Below are 16864 nucleotides of genomic sequence, written 5' to 3' on the forward strand. Positions count from 1 at the left end.
GCCGTAGCCGTTCATCTCCCGCAGGCTCTTGGGGATGCCGCGATCGCTGAACAGTATGGTGACCTGATGCAGGGATTCCGGATGGCGTGACCAGAAGTCCCAGGCGGCGGTGGCGCTGCGCAGGTTGGTGCGCGGATCCCGCTTCTGGGTGTGGATGAAGTCAGGGAATTTCAGCGGATCGCGGATGAAAAAGACCGGGGTGTTGTTGCCCACCAGATCCCAGTTGCCCTGCTCGGTATAGAACTTGAGAGCGAAGCCGCGCACGTCGCGTTCGGCATCGGCGGCGCCTTTCTCACCGGCCACGGTGGAGAAGCGCAGGAAGATCGGGGTCTGCTTACCGATGGCGCTGAACAGATCGGCCTTGCTGAACTGGCTGATGTCGTGGGTCACGGTAAAGGTGCCGTAGGCGCCCGAGCCCTTAGCGTGAACCACCCGCTCGGGAATGCGCTCGCGGTCGAAGTGGGCGAGTTTCTCCATCAACCAGATATCTTGCATCAGGATGGGGCCGCGCGGGCCGGCGGTGAGGCTGTTGTTGTTGTCGACGACGGGGGCGCCGTTGGCGCTGTGCAGGGTCTTGTCAGTCATGGCTTCTCTCCTTTTGTTGATATGGGGTCAGCCTACGGATCTGCGCCGTGCTCGGCCAATGGGCCTTTCCTCGCCCTTTGATAGGCAAGACAAATGGGTGTTGCTGGGGGATGTGTAACCGCGCCGGATATTGCATGATGGTGGTTTCGAGAAGGAGCCTCATATGCAGATTACTATCCGTCATGCCGAACCCGCTGATGCCCCCGCCTTGCGGGATCTCTATGCCATGCCCAATGCTCAGGCGGGCACTTTGCACCTGCCCACACCTCCCCTTAGCCAGTGGCAGAAGCGGTTGGAGAGCGACAGCGTGGTGGCACTGGTCGCCGACGTTGACGGCCTGCTGGTAGGCCAGCTATCGCTGCTGGTTGAGCCCAATCCGAGACGCAAGCATGTGGCCTGTATCGGCATGGGAGTGCGGGATGACTGGGCTGGCAAGGGGGTTGGCTCTGCCCTGATGGCCGCGGCGCTGGATCTGGCCGATAACTGGCTCAACCTGCATCGGATTGAGCTGACCGTCTATACCGACAATGAGGCCGCACAGGCGCTCTATCGCAAGTTCGGTTTCACGCAGGAGGGGCGGGCCCGTGACTATGCCTTCCGCCAAGGGCGTTATGTGGATGCGCTCTATATGGCCAGAGTTGCGGGGAGCGTCAGTCGCTAACGGCATGGTCGACTATCAGGCCAGATTGCGCCCGGTGATCCGGGCGCTGGAGCAGAATCCCGATCTCTCCATCGAAACGCTGGCAAGCAGTGCCTGCTTGTCTTTCTACCATTTTCACCGGGTGTTTACGGCTGTGGCGGGGGAGACGCCCGGGGAGATGTGTCGTCGTCTGCGCATCCAGCGGGCTGCTTGGCAGCTCTGCTATACCGATGCCAGTGTCACGGCCATTGCGTTGGGGGCGGGGCTCGCCAGCTCCCAGGCGTTTGCCAAGGTATTTCGCCGTTACTATGGTTGCACGCCGGGAGAGTTTCGCCGCGACAAGAGCAAGAATGGACACTTGATGAGCAAGGATGGACACGCACTTGTGCAGCCGAATCCTTATGCTGAGGGTCACTCATCAGCAAGGAGCAATACCATGAAAACCATCGAGATGGACGCCCGTACTCTGGCCTATATGCGTGTCACCGGCCCCTATGGCGAGGGGTATGACCCCGTCTGCCGCCAGCTGCATCAGTGGGCCAGCGCCCGCGGTCTGGAAGGTGGGGAGTGGATCTTCATCTATCACGATAACCCCGAGGTAACCCCGCCAGCCCAGTGTCGCACTGACATCGGGGTAACGGTGCCTGCTGGGACGGTGGGGATGGGAGCGGTCGAGATCCAGCTTATTCCCGCCGGTCGTTACGCCCAGTCCCGTTATCTTATTACCGACCGCAGTCAGTATGGTCCGCGTTGGCAGGAACATATCGGCGACATCGTTGCTGCCGGGCTGGAGTTTGGCAATGGTCCCTGCTTCGAGCTCTATCACAGCATGAGCGATGATCCGGTGCGGGACGATGTCAGCTTTTGCTCCAGCCTGAAGGGGTAGGGCGCAGAAGGGGAAGCAGAGCGGTACATCATGTCGCGCAGAAATTAGAGAGCCGGACAGTGTCCGGCTCTTTTGCATCTGGCTGCTGGGCGGCGGTTAGCGCTGGAACCCCTTCTGGGCGAACTTGGGTCTGGCATTCATGATCTGCTCCACCTGCTCGTCGCTCATCTTGCCACGCGACAGCCCCAGCACCTTGTAGGTGAGCAGCGGTCGGGCGGGCAGGGCGATCATCAGGGCGCGGATCTGGTTCTCGTCCTCTTTCTCGCGCGTCGGTTTGCCGTAGGCGTAAGTGAGGACGCCGGCATCCATCAGGTTTTTGACGGCGGGCTCGGTGATCGGCAGGTTTATGACGCTTTTGCGCTGCAGTACGAACTCGCGCAGCACCGCCTTCTCGTTGAAATCGAGGAAGCTGATCATCTGGGCCAACTGATCCTGCTGGCGGCGTGCCTGCCACTCGTCACAGGCCCACTCCCAGGCGATCAGGAAGCCCTGACTGCAGAAGTAGGAGATGGCGATCAACATGCCGACACCCAGCCAGGCCGCGTGGGTCGTGGCCCACTGGCTGACTGCACCCTTCATCAGTCCGGCCGGAAACAGCAAAATGATGCTGCAACAGAGCAACAACCAGACCATCATCCAGTTGAGGCGGTTCAGTTGATAGAAATGTTGGATCCACCGTTTCATTGTTCATCCTTCCCAAACTGTTGTGGATAGTGAACTACCTACAGCAATCGGTGTGCCAACAGCGCAATGGCAGCGGGGAGGGGAGGCTGGCGAGGTTACATTCCCTTACAACTTATTGAATAAGTTGTCATTAATTTGCCTTGTGAGGCGGCGGTCGAGTTGGTAAAACGTCCCCTCAGTCATTGGGGAGTAGCAACCCGCCCGCATTCCGGGCCGGGCCCATGTCAACACTCTTGGATCCTCGTATCCATGGCATGGGCGGCGATAGGCACTATCGCTCTGCAAGACCTTTGGCCTCGATATGCACGCCAGCCGGGCGAGCCATGTCGGGTCCATCGGTTATTCTGCTCGCCTGGCGGTATCTGTTATGTTGATTACCCTGCTGTTATTTCTCGTCTCTGCGGTCACCATCTACCTTGCCTGCGAATACTTCGTCAACGGCATCGAGTGGACCGGCCACCACTTCAAACTCTCCCAAAGCGCCACCGGCTCCCTGCTGGCGGCACTGGGTACGGCACTGCCCGAGTGCATCGTCACCCTGACCGCCCTGCTGATGGGCAACACGACCGCCCAGCAGGAGATCGGCATTGGCGCCGCCCTTGGCGGGCCGCTGGTGCTGGCGACCATCGGCTATGCAGCGGTCGGCCTCACCCTGCTGCTTTGCATGGGGCGTACCGAACGCGCCATCGACGGCGAGGTGCAGCGCGAGATTGGTCGGGATCAGCGCTGGTTTATCGGCATCTTTCTGGTGGCAACCGCGCTGGGGCTGGTCGCTTTCACCGGCAAGAGCTGGCTGGCACCGTTCTTCCTGCTGGTCTACCTCGTCTATGTAAGGCGTGAGCTGAAACAGGCGGACAGCCACGAAGTCGAATTGCCGGAGCCCCTCAAGCTCGCCCCAGATGCGGGGATCCCGCCCCTTGGCAAGGTGTTGCTGCAGACACTGGTTGCGTTGGTGGTGGTGGCGTTGGCGGCCCAGCTGTTTGTTCATCAGCTTGAGAGCATGGGCGAACTGTTTGGCCTCTCGCCGGTGCTGGCGGCCCTGCTGTTGAGTCCGGTGGCGACCGAGATGCCGGAGCTGATGAACGTGCTGATCTGGGTGCGGCAGGGCAAGAACCGGCTGGCGCTGGCCAATATCTCCGGGGCCATGATGATCCAGGGCACCATCCCCAAGGCGTTCTGCTTGCTCTTTACCCCCTGGCTGCTGGATGGCGCCATGATGGCCTCCTCGCTGGTGACGTTGCTGGCGGTGGGGTTGCTCTGGTGGTGGTTCAGAAAGGGAGCCATGACCGCCGGACGGCTGGCGCTGGTCGGTCTGCTCTATCTCGGTTTCTGCGGCTGGCTGCTGGTGAGCTGAAGCGGGAAGCGTGGATATGAAAAAGCCCCCTTGGCAGGGGGCTTTGTTGTATCGGTTGGGGCGGTGCTTACAGCGCGGCGATCTCGGCCTGCTGGGCTTCCAGCTTGGTCAGCTGGAGACGGTAATCTTCCAGCTTCTCGCGCTCTTTGGCGATGACCGCTTCCGGCGCCTTGGCGACGAAGGCTTCGTTGCCGAGCTTGCCTTCGATCCGGCCGCACTCGCCCACCAGACGGGCAACCTCTTTGGCCAGACGGGCCAGTTCGGCATCCTTGTCGATGAGACCGGCCATCGGGATCATCAGCTCGGTCGCACCGATCAGCTTCTTCACTGACAGCGGGGCGGTTTCACCGTCCGCCAGTACGCGGATGGACTCCAGACGGGCCAGCGACTTGAGGAAGGCCTCGTTGTCAGCGGCGCGCTGGGCATCCTTGGCATCGCACTGGAGCAGCACGTTGAGGGGGACGCTCGGGGCCACGTTCATCTCGGCGCGGATGTTGCGGATGCTGACGATGAACTCCTTCACCCACTCCTGATCCGCCATCGCGGCTTCGTCCACCTTGGCGGCGTCGAACTCCGGGAAGGCCTGAATCATGATGGTGTCGGCGTGTACGCCAGCCAGCGGAGCGACCGATTTCCAGATGGTCTCGGTGATGAACGGGATGATCGGGTGTGCCAGACGCAGCAGGGTCTCGAGGACGCTGACGAGCGTGTGGCGGGCAGCGCGCTGCTCGGCCTCGGAGCCCTTGGTCAGCACCGGCTTGGTCAGCTCCAGATACCAGTCACAGAACTGGTTCCAGATAAATTCGTACAGCACGCCAGCCGCGATGTCGAAGCGGTAGGTATCGAGGGCGGTACGGAAGTCACGGATGGCCACTTGCAGCTGGGACTGGATCCAGCGATCCGCCAGACTGAACTGCATCTCGCCGCCGTTGAAGCCACAATCCTGATCTTCGGTGTTCATCAGCACATAGCGGGAGGCGTTCCACAGCTTGTTGCAGAAGTTGTTGTAGCCGTCCAGGCGCTTCATGTCCCAGTTGATGTCACGACCGGTAGAGGCCAGCGCGGCCAGAGTGAAGCGCAGGGCGTCGGTGCCGTGGGCATCGATCCCTTCCGGGAACTGCTTGGCGGTACGCTTGGCGATCTTCTCGGCCATCTGCGGCTGCATCATATTGCCGGTGCGTTTCTCCAGCAGATCTTCCAGCGAGATGCCGTCGATCATGTCGAGCGGGTCCAGCACGTTGCCCTTGGACTTGGACATCTTCTGGCCCTCTTCGTCACGGATAAGGCCAGTGATGTAGACGGTCTTGAACGGGACTTGCGGCTGGCCGTTTTCGTCCTTGATAAAGTGCATGGTCATCATGATCATCCGGGCAATCCAGAAGAAGATGATGTCGAAGCCGCTCATCAGCACGTCGGTCGGGTGGAAGGTCTTGAGTGCCTCGGTGTTGTTCGGCCAGCCCAGGGTGGAGAAGGTCCACAGGGCGGAGCTGAACCAGGTGTCGAGCACGTCTTCGTCCTGACGCAGGGTAGCCACGGACGGGATGCTGTGCTTGGCGCGCACTTCGTCTTCGCTGCGGCCAACGTAGACGTTGCCGGCATCGTCATACCATGCCGGGATGCGGTGACCCCACCACAGCTGACGGGAGACGCACCAGTCCTGAATGTCGCGCATCCAGGAGAAGTACATGTTTTCGTACTGCTTCGGCACGAACTGGATGCGGCCATCTTCCACCGCTTCGATAGCGGTCTTGGCCATCGGTGCCACGCGCACGTACCACTGGTCGGTCAGCATCGGCTCGATGGGCACGCCACCGCGATCGCCGTAAGGCTGTTGCAGCACGTGATCCTTGATCTCGTCCAGCAGACCCAGCTCTTCCAGCTTGGCCAGAATCGCCTTGCGGGCAGCGAAACGCTCCAGACCGGCGAACTCGGCCGGCAGGGCGGCGTCGTAGGCAGTGCTCGGGTTGCCGTTGGTATCGACCACTTCGGCCTCGGCACGCACGTGGGCGTCCAGGGTGAAGATGTTGATCATCGGCAGGCTGTGGCGCTTGCCCACTTCGTTATCGTTGAAGTCGTGGGCCGGGGTGATCTTCACGCAACCGGTGCCCTTCTCCATGTCGGCGTGTTCGTCGGCGACGATGGGGATCAGACGGTTCACCAACGGCAGCAGGATGTGCTGGCCGATCAGCGCCTTGTAGCGCGGGTCTTCCGGGTTCACGGCCACGGCGGTATCGCCCAGCATGGTCTCCGGACGGGTGGTGGCGACGATCAGGTAATCTTTGCCTTCGGCGGTCTTGGCGCCGTTGGCAAGCGGATAGCGAAGGTGCCACATGTGGCCCTTGATCTCGCGGTTCTCCACTTCCAGATCGGAGATGGCTGTGTTGAGTTTCGGATCCCAGTTCACCAGACGCTTGCCGCGGTACATCAGGCCATCTTCGTAAAGACGGACAAACACTTCCTGCACGGCGGCGGAGAGACCCTCATCCATGGTGAAGCGCTCGCGCTCCCAATCCACGGAGTCGCCCAGACGGCGCATCTGGCGGGTGATGGTACCGCCAGACTCTTCCTTCCACTGCCAAATCTTGTCGATGAAGGCATCACGGCCGTAATCGTGGCGCGTCTTGCCCTCTTCTGCCGCGATCTTGCGCTCAACCACCATCTGGGTGGCGATACCGGCGTGGTCGGTACCTGCCTGCCACAGGGTGTTTTTGCCCTGCATGCGGTTGTAGCGGATCAGAGTGTCCATCAGGGTCTGCTGGAAGGCGTGACCCATGTGCAGGCTGCCGGTGACGTTCGGCGGCGGGATCATGATGCAGAAGGAGTCTTTGCTGGTGTCGCCGTGGGGCTTGAAGTAGCCCTGAGCTTCCCAGTGCTGGTAGAGCGCCTGTTCGATGGCGTTGTGATTAAAAGTCTTTTCCATGGTCTCGCCGTAATCTGGATGGATGGATTCTGATGTTGATTCGTCGTGGATCACAGGCGGCGCAGTCAGGGCTGCGCCGGATCCGGTGCGGCAAGGACGGGCTGATCCCTCATCTCGAGGGCATGGCCTGCCTGGCGATAGTGCTTGTAGCGCTCGCGGGCTTGCTGCTTTTGTGTTTCGTCAGTGGGGACAAAATCTACCACTTGAGCGAAGTGTCCTGCAAACAAAGGTGTCTGTTTGGCCAGATTGATGAGGCGGGCGTAGCGCCGGCGTGGCGGCTGGTGGCCGATTTCCACCGGCGCCTGACCGCTTTCGCCCTGCAGCTGGTGCGGCACGAAGCGCTCCGGCGGCTGCTGCCACAGCAGCTCGTCGAGGCGCAGAGCCTGAGCCTCATCGTCGCAGAACAGGTAGATATGGCCCGCCCCCCAGCTATCGGCTACGAGCTGGCAGGCGAGCCGTTCGATTGCCGAAGCCTGCGCGTCATCCTGTTCACTCATCAGGTAAAAGGTCACTTGGCTCATCAGGTTGATCCCGTGTTGCAGTGACGGACTATTGACCGCCTCATGAGGCTTGCGGGGTGTTTCCCCACTTGCAACTCACTGATTCAAGAATGAAACAAGGAAGAGGCGGGCCTCTTCCTTGTGATTCAGGGTAACGCCAACCCCGTTGATGCACGCATCAGACAGGGCGAAAGGGTTACTCTTTCTCTTCGATATCCACGCCAGCCCTGTTCAGCAGGAACTGGGTCAGCAGGGGCACCGGACGACCGGTGGAGCCTTTATCCTTGCCACTCTTCCAGGCGGTCCCGGCGATATCCAGGTGGGCCCAGTTGTACTTCTTGGTGAAGCGTGACAGGAAGGCGGCGGCGGTGATGGTACCGGCCGGACGACCGCCGATGTTGGCCATGTCGGCGAACGGGCTGTCGATCTGCTCCTGATACTCGTCGAACAGCGGCAGACGCCATGCGCGATCACCCGCCTGCTCGGAGGCGTTGAGCAGCTCGTGGGCCAGCGGGTTGTGGTTAGCCAGCAGACCCGAGGTGTGGTGACCCAGCGCGATGACGCAGGCACCGGTCAGGGTTGCCACGTCGATCACGGTATCCGGCTCGAAGCGATCCACATAGGTGAGGGCATCGCACAGCACCAGACGACCTTCCGCATCGGTGTTGAGCACTTCGATGGTCTGGCCGGACATGGAGGTGAGGATGTCACCCGGACGATAGGCGTTACCACCCGGCATATTCTCGCAGCCTGCCAGCACGCCAACCACGTTGATCGGCAATTGCAACAGGGCCAGCGCATGCATGGTACCGAGCACGGAGGCGGCGCCGCCCATGTCGTACTTCATCTCGTCCATGCCGTCGGCCGGCTTGATGGAGATGCCGCCGGAATCAAAGGTCAGACCCTTGCCGACCAGCACGATGGGCTTGGCATCCGGATGGCCCTTGTATTCGATGATGGCCATCATGGCTTCGTTGTCGGAACCGCGAGCCACCGCCAGATAGGAGTTCATGCCGAGCTCAGCCATCTCCTGCTCACCCACCACCTTGGTGGTGATGTTGTCGTAGGCATCGGCCAGACGACGGGCCTGAGAGGCGAGATAGGCAGGATTGCAGACGTTGGGCGGCATGTTGGCCACGTCGCGGCAGACCCGCACACCCTTGGCCACGGCCAGACCGTGAGCGATGGCTTTTTCACCAATGGTCAGTTCCCGACGCGTCGGCACGTTGAATACCAGCTTGCGCAGCGGGCGACGTGGCTCGGCCTTGTTGGTCTTGAACTGATCAAAGCTGTAGAGGCCCGCCTTGGTGGTTTCTACCGCCTGGCGCACCTTCCAATAGGTATCCCGACCCTTGACGTGCAGCTCGGTCAGGAAGCAGACCGCTTCCATGGAGCCGGTTTCGTTCAGGGTGGTGATGGTCTTGTTGATGATCTGCTTGTACTGGCGTTCGTCGAGTTCCCGCTCCTTGCCGCATCCGACCAGCAGTACGCGCTCACTGAGCACGCCCGGTACTTGATGCAGCAGCAGCATCTGGCCTGGTTTCCCTTCCAGGTCGCCACGGCGCAGCAGCGAACTGATATAGCCATCGCTGATCTTGTCCAGTTGTTCGGCAACCGGAGAGAGGCGACGAGGCTCAAATACGCCGACTACGACGCAGGCGCTCCGTTGCTTCTCTGGACTGCCACTCTTTACACTGAACTCCATGGAATCTCCTACATCCTAAAGACAAAAGGCACCTTTTATTGAATAATGCGGTGCTTGTTGGGGTATCAGAGGCGGAGCGAACAGCCACAGGCTCCGCAGTTCAAACTGGTAAAAATCCAATATACGGCCCTATTTTTCAGGCATTCGACTAAAAACACAAGTTTACTTGGGAATGACTGTGATCGTTTTCCGATATTTGTTCAGGGAAACCCTGAAAACCCAGCTGGCAGTGTTATTCGTATTGCTGCTTATCTTTGTCAGCCAACAATTTATCAAGATCATCGGCGACGCCGCCGATGGCGAGGTGCCGACACGTCTGGTCTCCACCCTGCTGTTGCTCAACTTGCCCAATATGGCGCTGTTGATGCTGCCTATCAGCCTCTTTTTAGCCATTTTGTTTGCCCATGGTCGCCTCTACGCCGAAAGCGAGATGACGGTGATGCATGCGGTCGGCTTCAGCCACCATTTCGTGATGCGCAGCGCCATGTTGCTGGCCTTGCTGACGGCGGTGGTCGCGGCGTTCAACACCGGCTGGATCGCCCCGCAAGCCAAGGAGCGCGAGTATCAGGTGATCGACGAGTTCAAGGCGGACCCGGGTATCTCCTTCCTGCAGGCGGGCCGCTTTATGGATCTCGATAAGGGGCGTCTGGTTGCCTATATCCAGGATTTGAACGACAACGGCTCAAAACTGCAAAAGATCTTCGTGCTGCAGCGGGCGGAGGGGAACAATCCTCCCTCGGTGGTGGTGGCGACCGAAGGGGTGGTGACGGTCGACGAGAATGGTCTGCAGTGGCTGACCCTGATGGATGGCTCCCGCTACGAAGGGAACTTCTCCGGCAAGCAGTTCCAGATCTCCGATTTTCGCGAATATGGTCTGGTGATCCGCCAGCAAGAGATGGAGCGTTCCAACCGCAAGGCGGCGGCCAAGCCGACCATGGAACTGTTCGGTACCCAGGACAACGCCATGATGGCGGAATTGCAGTGGCGTATCTCGCTGCCTCTCTCCATTCCGGTGCTCACCCTGCTGGTGGTACCGCTGGCGCGGGTCAATCCCCGTCAGGGGCGCTACGCCAAGCTGTTGCCGGCCATCATGCTCTATCTCTCCTACTTCCTGCTGCTCAGCGCCGCCCGTTCGGCTATCGATAGCGGTCGGCTGCCCTACTGGCCGGGGATGTTCCTGGTGCCGCTCGGTTACCTGCTGTTTATCGGCCTGCCCCTCAATCTGCAGGGCACCAGCTGGTGGAACGGGGTGAAAGGGCGATATTTCAACAGAAAATCAGCATGATGCTGCAACATAGGAACTTCTGCTGATGTTTGGCATTCTCGATAGATATATCGGTAGGGTCATCTTTATGTCGATCCTGCTGTGTGAAATCACGCTCGTTGGTCTGGCGGGGCTCATCAAGTATGTGGAGCAGCTCAAGTCGGTCGGTGACGGCAACTACGACATGATCAACGCCCTCTACTATGTGCTGCTCTCCATGCCCAAGGAGGCGGTGCTCTTCTTCCCGCTGGCCGCGCTGCTGGGTGGCCTGATTGGTCTGGGTCAGCTGGCGACCAGCTCCGAGCTGGTGGTGATGCAGGCGGCGGGTCGCTCCAAGATCAGTATTGTAATGGCGGCGCTCAAGACGGCGATCCCGCTGATGATCATGGTGGGGCTGATGGGGGAGTATGTGGCCCCCATCGCCAAGCGGATGGCCGAAGATATTAGAGCTGGTGCGATTTCCGAAGGACGTCTGACTATCTCTGTTTATGGGGTGTGGGCTCGCGATGGCAACAACTTCGTCAATATCAACGGGGTGCGTAACGATGGCGCCCTCACCGGCATCACCCTCTATCGCTTCACCCCCGAGCGCAAGCTGATCGATGTGGTGCAGGCGCAGGAGGGTGTGTTCGAGCGCCACCACTGGCTGCTCAAGCAGACTCAGGTTACCCGCTTCGACGACCCGGCGCAGATCCGCAGCGAACAGCATGACAAGATGGAGTGGAGCTCAGAGTTGACGCCCAAACAGCTGGGGGTGGTGAGTATCGACCCCGAAAACCTCTCGGTCTCCGGTCTGCTCGATTACATCGGCTATCTCGATGCCAACAAGCAGGATGCCGGTCGCTACAAGCTGGAGATGTGGCGCAAGCTGCTGTCACCGCTCTCGGTGGTGGCGATGATCCTGCTGGCCTCCTCCTTCATCTTCGGCCCGCTACGCTCGGTGAGCATGGGGGCACGGATGCTGATGGGGATCATGACCGGCTTCGCCGTCTACGTGAGTGATCGGGTGTTTGGCCCCATCAGTCTGGTCTATGCGGTACCGCCCATTCTGGCGGCTATCGCGCCCAGCCTGCTGTTTGGCGGTATCTCCTTCTACATCCTCAGCCGCAAGCAGTAATCCACACGAGGTTATGAGGAAATGCAAAGAGGGCACCTGTTGGTGCCCTCTTTCGTTATTGCATTGATCCGGGATTACTTGTTCAACAATTCCAGATTTGCCTCTTTGCTCAGCACAATCACTTCGCACTCGGCCCAGATATCCTGAAACGCCCGCGGGCGCTGGCGGTTGAACAGGCACATCAGGTTGCCCAGACCAAAGGCGGCAGTGGCGAGACGGATCAGCGCCTGGGTAACGCGGATGTGGCTGCCATCCTCGTTCTGAATGAGCAGCCGCCAGGCGCGCATACCGACGGTCTGGCCAGCGCGGGTCCAGAACCAGGTGTAGAAACCGCAGATGACGAAGGCGAGCCACAGGGTGTAGATCAGGCTCAGGTGGTGGCGGGTCAGCAACCAGACGGTATCTTCACCCGCCGGTACGCTGGCCATGCCGGTGACCAGCAACAGCTTGGCGACACCCATGCCGATAAAGCCGGCGATGATCAGCAGCGAAGTCACCACCAGCGCATCATAGATCAGGGCGCCGAGGCGACGCAGCAGACCCGCTGACGGGTATGGCTGAGTGGCGGGAGAGGGGGATTTTTGTTGGACTTTTTTAGGCTTGGCCATCGTTTTTATTCCATTAAGATGATGGCGGCATTCTATGTAACTGGCCCCGCATCGGCAAGGCGTTGAATAAATGAACAAACGGGAGTGTTCAATCGAAAAACACCTTGCATGGCATCGCGCCATTCGTATAATCCCTCGCAGTTGCCCGGGTGGCGAAATCGGTAGACGCAGCGGATTCAAAATCCGCCGGTGAATAACCGTGTCGGTTCGAGTCCGACCCCGGGCACCATTAGAATTCAATGACTTAAGGCCATCCTAGCGGATGGCCTTTTGTTTTTCTGGTGGTGAGTGGCGACAGAGTGGCGACAGCGATTCTGGTGATCGGTTTCCTTCGGTGTTCGCTCCATCAACCGTGACCGGACACAAACAGTTAAAAACCGCTTTTCCGTGGCGCGCTCGTCTCCGCTCCCTCCCTGCTCAGAGCCGTTTCAATATTTCAGTTTCCATAATGATTTAGCCTGAGTCTAACCAACTGAAATAATAGAGATTTTGCAAAGAATGCCGCGCTCCACGAGATCCCCCTAGATCGTCCCAATCTCCACGGAAAACACGCACATCCAAGCAAAATCAACATCTTACATTTCTTCACCTGCTTAAATCCGGTGGCGATAACTGCAAAACAGTGAAAAAAAGATCCTTCTTTGCAGATCCTCAACGCTCCCGAGATCCTTTATCTGGCGCGGCCTGGGCATATGGTTTTGCGGTAATCCACTTTTGCAAAAAATTTATTTGATGAGCCGCGCAGGCGGGAGCGGAAGAGCGCGGATTCCGTGACGCAGACGCCGCCGTGGGCTTCTCCGTCACGCGCTGGCGGCTGTGCGAGGCCATGTGCTTCACGTATGCTGTGCGCCTGCCTGATGGCGCCCCTAACATGCGGCGCCCTTCCCTGGCCATGCTCAGGCGCTGTCAGGCAGATATAAGAAGGCCCCGCATGTGCGGGGCCTTCTTCGCTTTGTTGTCCGGTTGGCTATTCGATGATGGGTGAGAGGGTTGCAGCCAGCTCTGCGGCCTGCTGGCTCTGGCTGCTGAATGCGGTGGCATTGGTTGGCCCTGGTCCACCGTGGTTGTGACTGGAGGCAGAGGCGGCCAGCTGCTCCACCAGGTTCATCAGCTGGAGCAGCAGCCCGAAGATGTTCACCCCCTCGCTGCCCATCCACGAACGTGGCGCCTCGAAGTGCTGGAGCTCACCAGCCACACTGCGCCGCAGTTGCCCGATCACCTCCACCAGATCACCGGCAGCGGTGTTGCTCATGTTACCCAGGCACCCCGTCATCAAGTCATCACCGGCCAGCAGCTCGATGGCCCCGAGCGCCTCGATGCGCTTCATCGCCCCGATCTGCTCCACGCTGTGTTGATGTGTGGTGAGGCGGTGCTGGCCGAACTCGCCCAGGTAGTCATCCGCCTCGCGGTGCATCAGCATCGCCTTGTCATGCTGGCGGCGGTCGGTATGGCGGATCTGGTTGCCCACGGTATCGGTGCGGCTGAACACTTCGGCCCGCAGCTGCTGGAGCTGTTCACCCGGGGCGATGTCCGGCAGCGGCCAGCCGGTACCCAGCACGGTGCGAATGAATGGCCGGTCAGCGCGACCGAAGGCGAACCCCAGCTCCACGATCGTTCCCTCGATGGGGAATTGCATCATCCCCTGCTCTGGCCCGCCGAACGTCACCGGCAGCGGCACGGCGCGATAGAGTGGGGCGGCCTTGTCCGGCTGGCCATCTTCGCCCAGTAGTTGCACGTCCACCGCATAGCGCGGTCGAAACGGATCATTGAGCTGGCCAGCGGCCGCGCTGTCGCTGATTGCCTCGACCCGCCCGAACTTGGGTAGGTGCATCTTGTCGGCCAGCTCCGGGAACTCTCCCTCCATCTTGCGCCGCTCCGGCGACTTCACCGGTTTACCTGGTGTCGCCGTGGTGAGGGTCATCTCGTCACCCTTCAGGCGTACCCGCTCCACCCGCTTGCCGTTGACGAGTGCTCCCGGGCGCATGGCCGGGATCGGCGCGGTAGTGATGGTGTTGCCCGCCTGACGGCCAGAGAAAGCCGGATCCAGCTCCACTGGCTTATCCGCCCAACGGCTATGGGCATGACTGCCCACGAAGATGGCGCCATCCGGTTGCTGATGCCAGATGAAGTCCGGCACCGCGAAGGCGCGACCCGCGTTGTTCAGCAACTGATATCCGGTACCAGCGCTGGTGAAGTTGGGGATCGGCTTGTCGGTATAGTCGACCCCATCCGGCAGCAAAAAGGTGAGCTTGGTCTGGTCGCTCAACCAGGCCAGCAGACCTCGCAGGGTGGCATGCTGAAGGCTTACTGGAAATGCACTCCCCAGAATACCGGCCAGCTCGCGGCACATTAGCTTGCTGGCGCCATTGCTGGCTGGCTGCACGTCATAGACATATCCGGTAAACCAGCGCCGCAGCTCGCCGTTGTAGCCCAGATCTATTGTCAGGGTTTGTCCCTTCTTTGCGGCTCCCTCTATGGTGATGGCGGCACGACCTCCAGCGGAGATATCAAGCACGATATCGTGGTCGATGAGGCTTGCCGGTTGCCCGCCCAGGGTGAGATTGGTCGATAGTTTCACGCCATCACGTCTCCCAGTTTGTCATCAAGTCCCTTGATGGCCTGCTCCCATGAGCTCAGCTGTTCCTGCTCGGAGGCTGGGGCACTCTCTGATGGCTTGGCCGGTTTGGTGTTGGCGTTGCCCTGGCCCACGGTGGCGGGTGCCTTTGGCATCCGCTGTTCCCGCTTTTCGGGTACCGAGTTGTGCTCGCGCAGGGTGAACTGCACTTGCCACGCCAGCAGCCCCTCTTGTTCGCTGGCGGTAATGCGGCCGGCGAACTTGGCCTGGCGCACCTTAACCGACTTGGCCAGGAGCGCCCCGACCCTGTAGATGTGGCGCTTGCCGCCATCCCCTTTGGCATCGGCCAGCTCAAACAGCCGGCTCAGGGTGCGCTCATCATTAAATGGAACAAGGCCAGAGATATCGAGCTCCTTGGCTTTGGCCCCTTGCTCCGAGCTGCTGGTCGAGCTGGTTTGGCCGCTGCTGTCCTTGTCCTGAAACTGCATCGATACAGAGATCCGCATCGACTTCATCACAATCGGCTCACCGTCCAGGGTGAGCATGGCGGTTTGGCTCATCGGGTTAACTCCTGCCAGAAGGTGAGCGGGGAGGGGGAGAGCAGCAGGGCGCCGACCGTCACGCTGTGGCTATGGTCTGGCGGGCTGCTCTGGCCCAGTTGTGCGGCTAGGCTTGCAGCATCACCTTGTGCTTGCCAGTGCCACAGCTGGCCACTGATGGCCGTCAGCTTTCCCAGTGCCTGTTCGAGCTCGGTCAGTCTGGCAGAGCGTCGTTCTGCCAGGGTGGCCAGTTGGGCGATCGGGGTGGTGGTCCCCTGTGCCAGGCTCTCCAGCTGGGCGATCTCGGCCCCAAGCAGTGAGCGCGCCGAGCGCAGCGGATCCCATACCAGCGGTTCATCTGCTTTCCAGCGTGGCACCTTGGCGGCGGTGGGTTTGCTCATGGCATCGTTGTTGGCTGTGAGGCGGCGCAGGGCGGCGCACCACTCCGGCAACGGCAGGATGGTACAAAGCGGCGCCAACGCATTGGCCAGTGCGGTCTCGCTGTTACCGGTGACCAGCCAGGCTATGGCGTGCAGCTGGCCAGTCGGCAGCAAGGGATCGGCCCCGTCCTGCAACTTGGCGGCAAGGGTGGCCACCGCATTGGGGGCAGAGAGGCTGTACTGGTTGCCCTGGTGCTGGCCCACCCCATGCAGATAGGGGGTAACCGTCAGGCAGCGACCGGTGACCAGCAGCCGGTCTAGCTCGGCCCGCAGCCCTGTCAGCGCGGCAGCGGCTTGGCTGATAGGCGTGGGACGGTATTGCGCCCTGGGGGTCAGGGCTTGCAAGCGGGCCACCGCGCCAGCCTGGCTGTCTGGCAGTTGGCCAAGCACCCCGCAGGCGCGGGTGTGTATCGCCTCGCTTCTGGCTGGCCAGTGCAGCGCCCCTTGCGTCCAACTCACTGCGGTTTCTCCGGCCACTCGATCGGGGTTAAAGTCAAGTCGAGGCGGGTCAGCTCTACTCGATAGCGCCGCCATGCGTTATAGGAGGCCTGTTCATCCGCTGTTGCCATTCCCAAATCAACCGCATCACTTAACACTGCGATATGTTGGTTTGCCTCTGCCATTAGGACTTGGCGAGTTGCCGTTGCGGCAGCCAGCGCGGCTGCAGCTTCAGCATCAGGATCTGGCAGCCACTTATCACCGGCCCACACATCATACGGAGATGCTGGAGGCTGCAGTGTTTCGTTCTCCTGTAGCGCTCCAAGTTCAGTGATCATCCGGGGGGTCTTAGTTTGCGTGTTGAACGCAGTCTGACCACGGAGGTCATGCAGGATCAGCCACGGCTGACTATTGTCAAGTCGGCTCGGCCAAAACCCCTCAGCATGCTGCGGTGGTGCATCGAGATAGGCATGCGCTGGCAGACCAGCATTTATCGATACATATACCTCCTGCAGTCCTATATATGCGCCGTCTTGCTGACAGCAATGGCATTGTTCCCAGCCGGATTCCATAGCAAACCCAAACTCGTCATACTGTAGATTGCTCATC

The 16864-nt window shown here is 60.3% G+C and carries 15 protein-coding genes, 1 tRNA gene and 1 riboswitch; of the genes, 6 read left to right on the forward strand and 10 right to left on the reverse strand.

Going from position 1 to position 16864, the window contains the following annotated elements; translation table 11 throughout:
- A partial coding sequence (locus tag AB5Y92_RS20875) for a catalase (protein WP_368227578.1) occupies positions 1-585 on the reverse strand: 585 nt, incomplete at its 3' end.
- A gap of 163 nt (positions 586-748) precedes the next feature.
- Between AB5Y92_RS20875 and AB5Y92_RS20880 the strand changes: the two genes are divergently transcribed.
- On the forward strand, positions 749-1246 hold the full coding sequence (locus AB5Y92_RS20880; RefSeq protein ID WP_368227580.1) for a GNAT family N-acetyltransferase: 498 nt from the start codon (positions 749-751) through the stop codon (positions 1244-1246).
- A 4-nt stretch (positions 1247-1250) separates the two neighbouring features.
- Positions 1251-2111, forward strand: a complete 861-nt coding sequence (locus AB5Y92_RS20885; protein WP_368227677.1) for a GyrI-like domain-containing protein — start codon at positions 1251-1253, stop codon at positions 2109-2111.
- A gap of 96 nt (positions 2112-2207) precedes the next feature.
- On the opposite strand, the gene AB5Y92_RS20890 is transcribed toward AB5Y92_RS20885, so the two are convergent.
- Positions 2208-2795, reverse strand: a complete 588-nt coding sequence (locus AB5Y92_RS20890) for a superinfection exclusion B family protein (protein ID WP_033115503.1) — start codon at positions 2793-2795, stop codon at positions 2208-2210.
- Between the two features lie 172 nt (positions 2796-2967).
- A riboswitch (yybP-ykoY riboswitch) is annotated at positions 2968-3074 on the forward strand.
- An 88-nt stretch (positions 3075-3162) separates the two neighbouring features.
- On the opposite strand from AB5Y92_RS20890, the gene AB5Y92_RS20895 reads away from it, so the two are divergent.
- Entirely contained in the window at positions 3163-4149 is a 987-nt protein-coding gene (locus AB5Y92_RS20895; RefSeq protein WP_368227582.1) for a sodium:calcium antiporter, read from the forward strand.
- Between the two features lie 67 nt (positions 4150-4216).
- Here the strand turns inward: AB5Y92_RS20895 and AB5Y92_RS20900 are convergent, their stop codons facing one another.
- From AB5Y92_RS20900 to pepA, 3 genes are all read right to left on the reverse strand, one after another.
- Complete coding sequence (locus tag AB5Y92_RS20900; RefSeq protein ID WP_368227585.1) at positions 4217-7069, reverse strand: valine--tRNA ligase; 2853 nt, start codon at positions 7067-7069, stop codon at positions 4217-4219.
- A gap of 65 nt (positions 7070-7134) precedes the next feature.
- Positions 7135-7590 (reverse strand): DNA polymerase III subunit chi, encoded by a 456-nt coding sequence (locus AB5Y92_RS20905; RefSeq protein WP_368227588.1) that lies wholly within the window; start codon positions 7588-7590, stop codon positions 7135-7137.
- 175 nt (positions 7591-7765) lie between these two features.
- The gene (pepA, locus tag AB5Y92_RS20910; protein WP_033115499.1) at positions 7766-9274 is read right to left on the reverse strand and encodes a leucyl aminopeptidase; all 1509 of its coding nucleotides are present in this window, start codon (positions 9272-9274) and stop codon (positions 7766-7768) included.
- Positions 9275-9446: 172 nt separating this feature from the next.
- Here pepA and lptF point away from each other — a divergent pair, with 172 nt between their 5' ends.
- Positions 9447-10559, forward strand: coding sequence for an LPS export ABC transporter permease LptF (gene lptF, locus AB5Y92_RS20915; protein ID WP_368227592.1), 1113 nt, complete (start codon positions 9447-9449; stop codon positions 10557-10559).
- A gap of 25 nt (positions 10560-10584) precedes the next feature.
- Entirely contained in the window at positions 10585-11655 is a 1071-nt protein-coding gene (lptG, locus tag AB5Y92_RS20920) for an LPS export ABC transporter permease LptG (RefSeq protein WP_164535868.1), read from the forward strand.
- 74 nt (positions 11656-11729) lie between these two features.
- Here the strand turns inward: lptG and AB5Y92_RS20925 are convergent, their stop codons facing one another.
- Positions 11730-12263 (reverse strand): RDD family protein, encoded by a 534-nt coding sequence (locus AB5Y92_RS20925; protein ID WP_164535869.1) that lies wholly within the window; start codon positions 12261-12263, stop codon positions 11730-11732.
- Between the two features lie 143 nt (positions 12264-12406).
- On the opposite strand from AB5Y92_RS20925, the gene AB5Y92_RS20930 reads away from it, so the two are divergent.
- Positions 12407-12492: transfer RNA gene (locus AB5Y92_RS20930), tRNA-Leu, on the forward strand.
- A gap of 738 nt (positions 12493-13230) precedes the next feature.
- On the opposite strand, the gene AB5Y92_RS20935 is transcribed toward AB5Y92_RS20930, so the two are convergent.
- From AB5Y92_RS20935 to AB5Y92_RS20950, 4 genes are read right to left on the reverse strand one after another with little or no spacing between them, the layout of a single operon-like run.
- Positions 13231-14841, reverse strand: coding sequence for a hypothetical protein (locus AB5Y92_RS20935; RefSeq protein ID WP_368227597.1), 1611 nt, complete (start codon positions 14839-14841; stop codon positions 13231-13233).
- Positions 14838-15398 (reverse strand): hypothetical protein, encoded by a 561-nt coding sequence (locus AB5Y92_RS20940; RefSeq protein ID WP_368227598.1) that lies wholly within the window; start codon positions 15396-15398, stop codon positions 14838-14840. The genes AB5Y92_RS20935 and AB5Y92_RS20940 overlap by 4 nt, the downstream gene beginning before the upstream one ends.
- Positions 15395-16276, reverse strand: a complete 882-nt coding sequence (locus AB5Y92_RS20945; protein WP_368227601.1) for a hypothetical protein — start codon at positions 16274-16276, stop codon at positions 15395-15397. Before AB5Y92_RS20945 ends, AB5Y92_RS20940 begins: the two co-directional genes overlap by 4 nt.
- Positions 16273-16863 (reverse strand): tail fiber assembly protein, encoded by a 591-nt coding sequence (locus AB5Y92_RS20950; RefSeq protein ID WP_368227603.1) that lies wholly within the window; start codon positions 16861-16863, stop codon positions 16273-16275. The genes AB5Y92_RS20945 and AB5Y92_RS20950 overlap by 4 nt, the downstream gene beginning before the upstream one ends.
- Position 16864 lies beyond the last annotated feature (1 nt).

The sequence above is a fragment of the Aeromonas sp. R1-1 genome, from assembly GCF_040908495.1.
GTDB lineage: Bacteria > Pseudomonadota > Gammaproteobacteria > Enterobacterales > Aeromonadaceae > Aeromonas > Aeromonas veronii.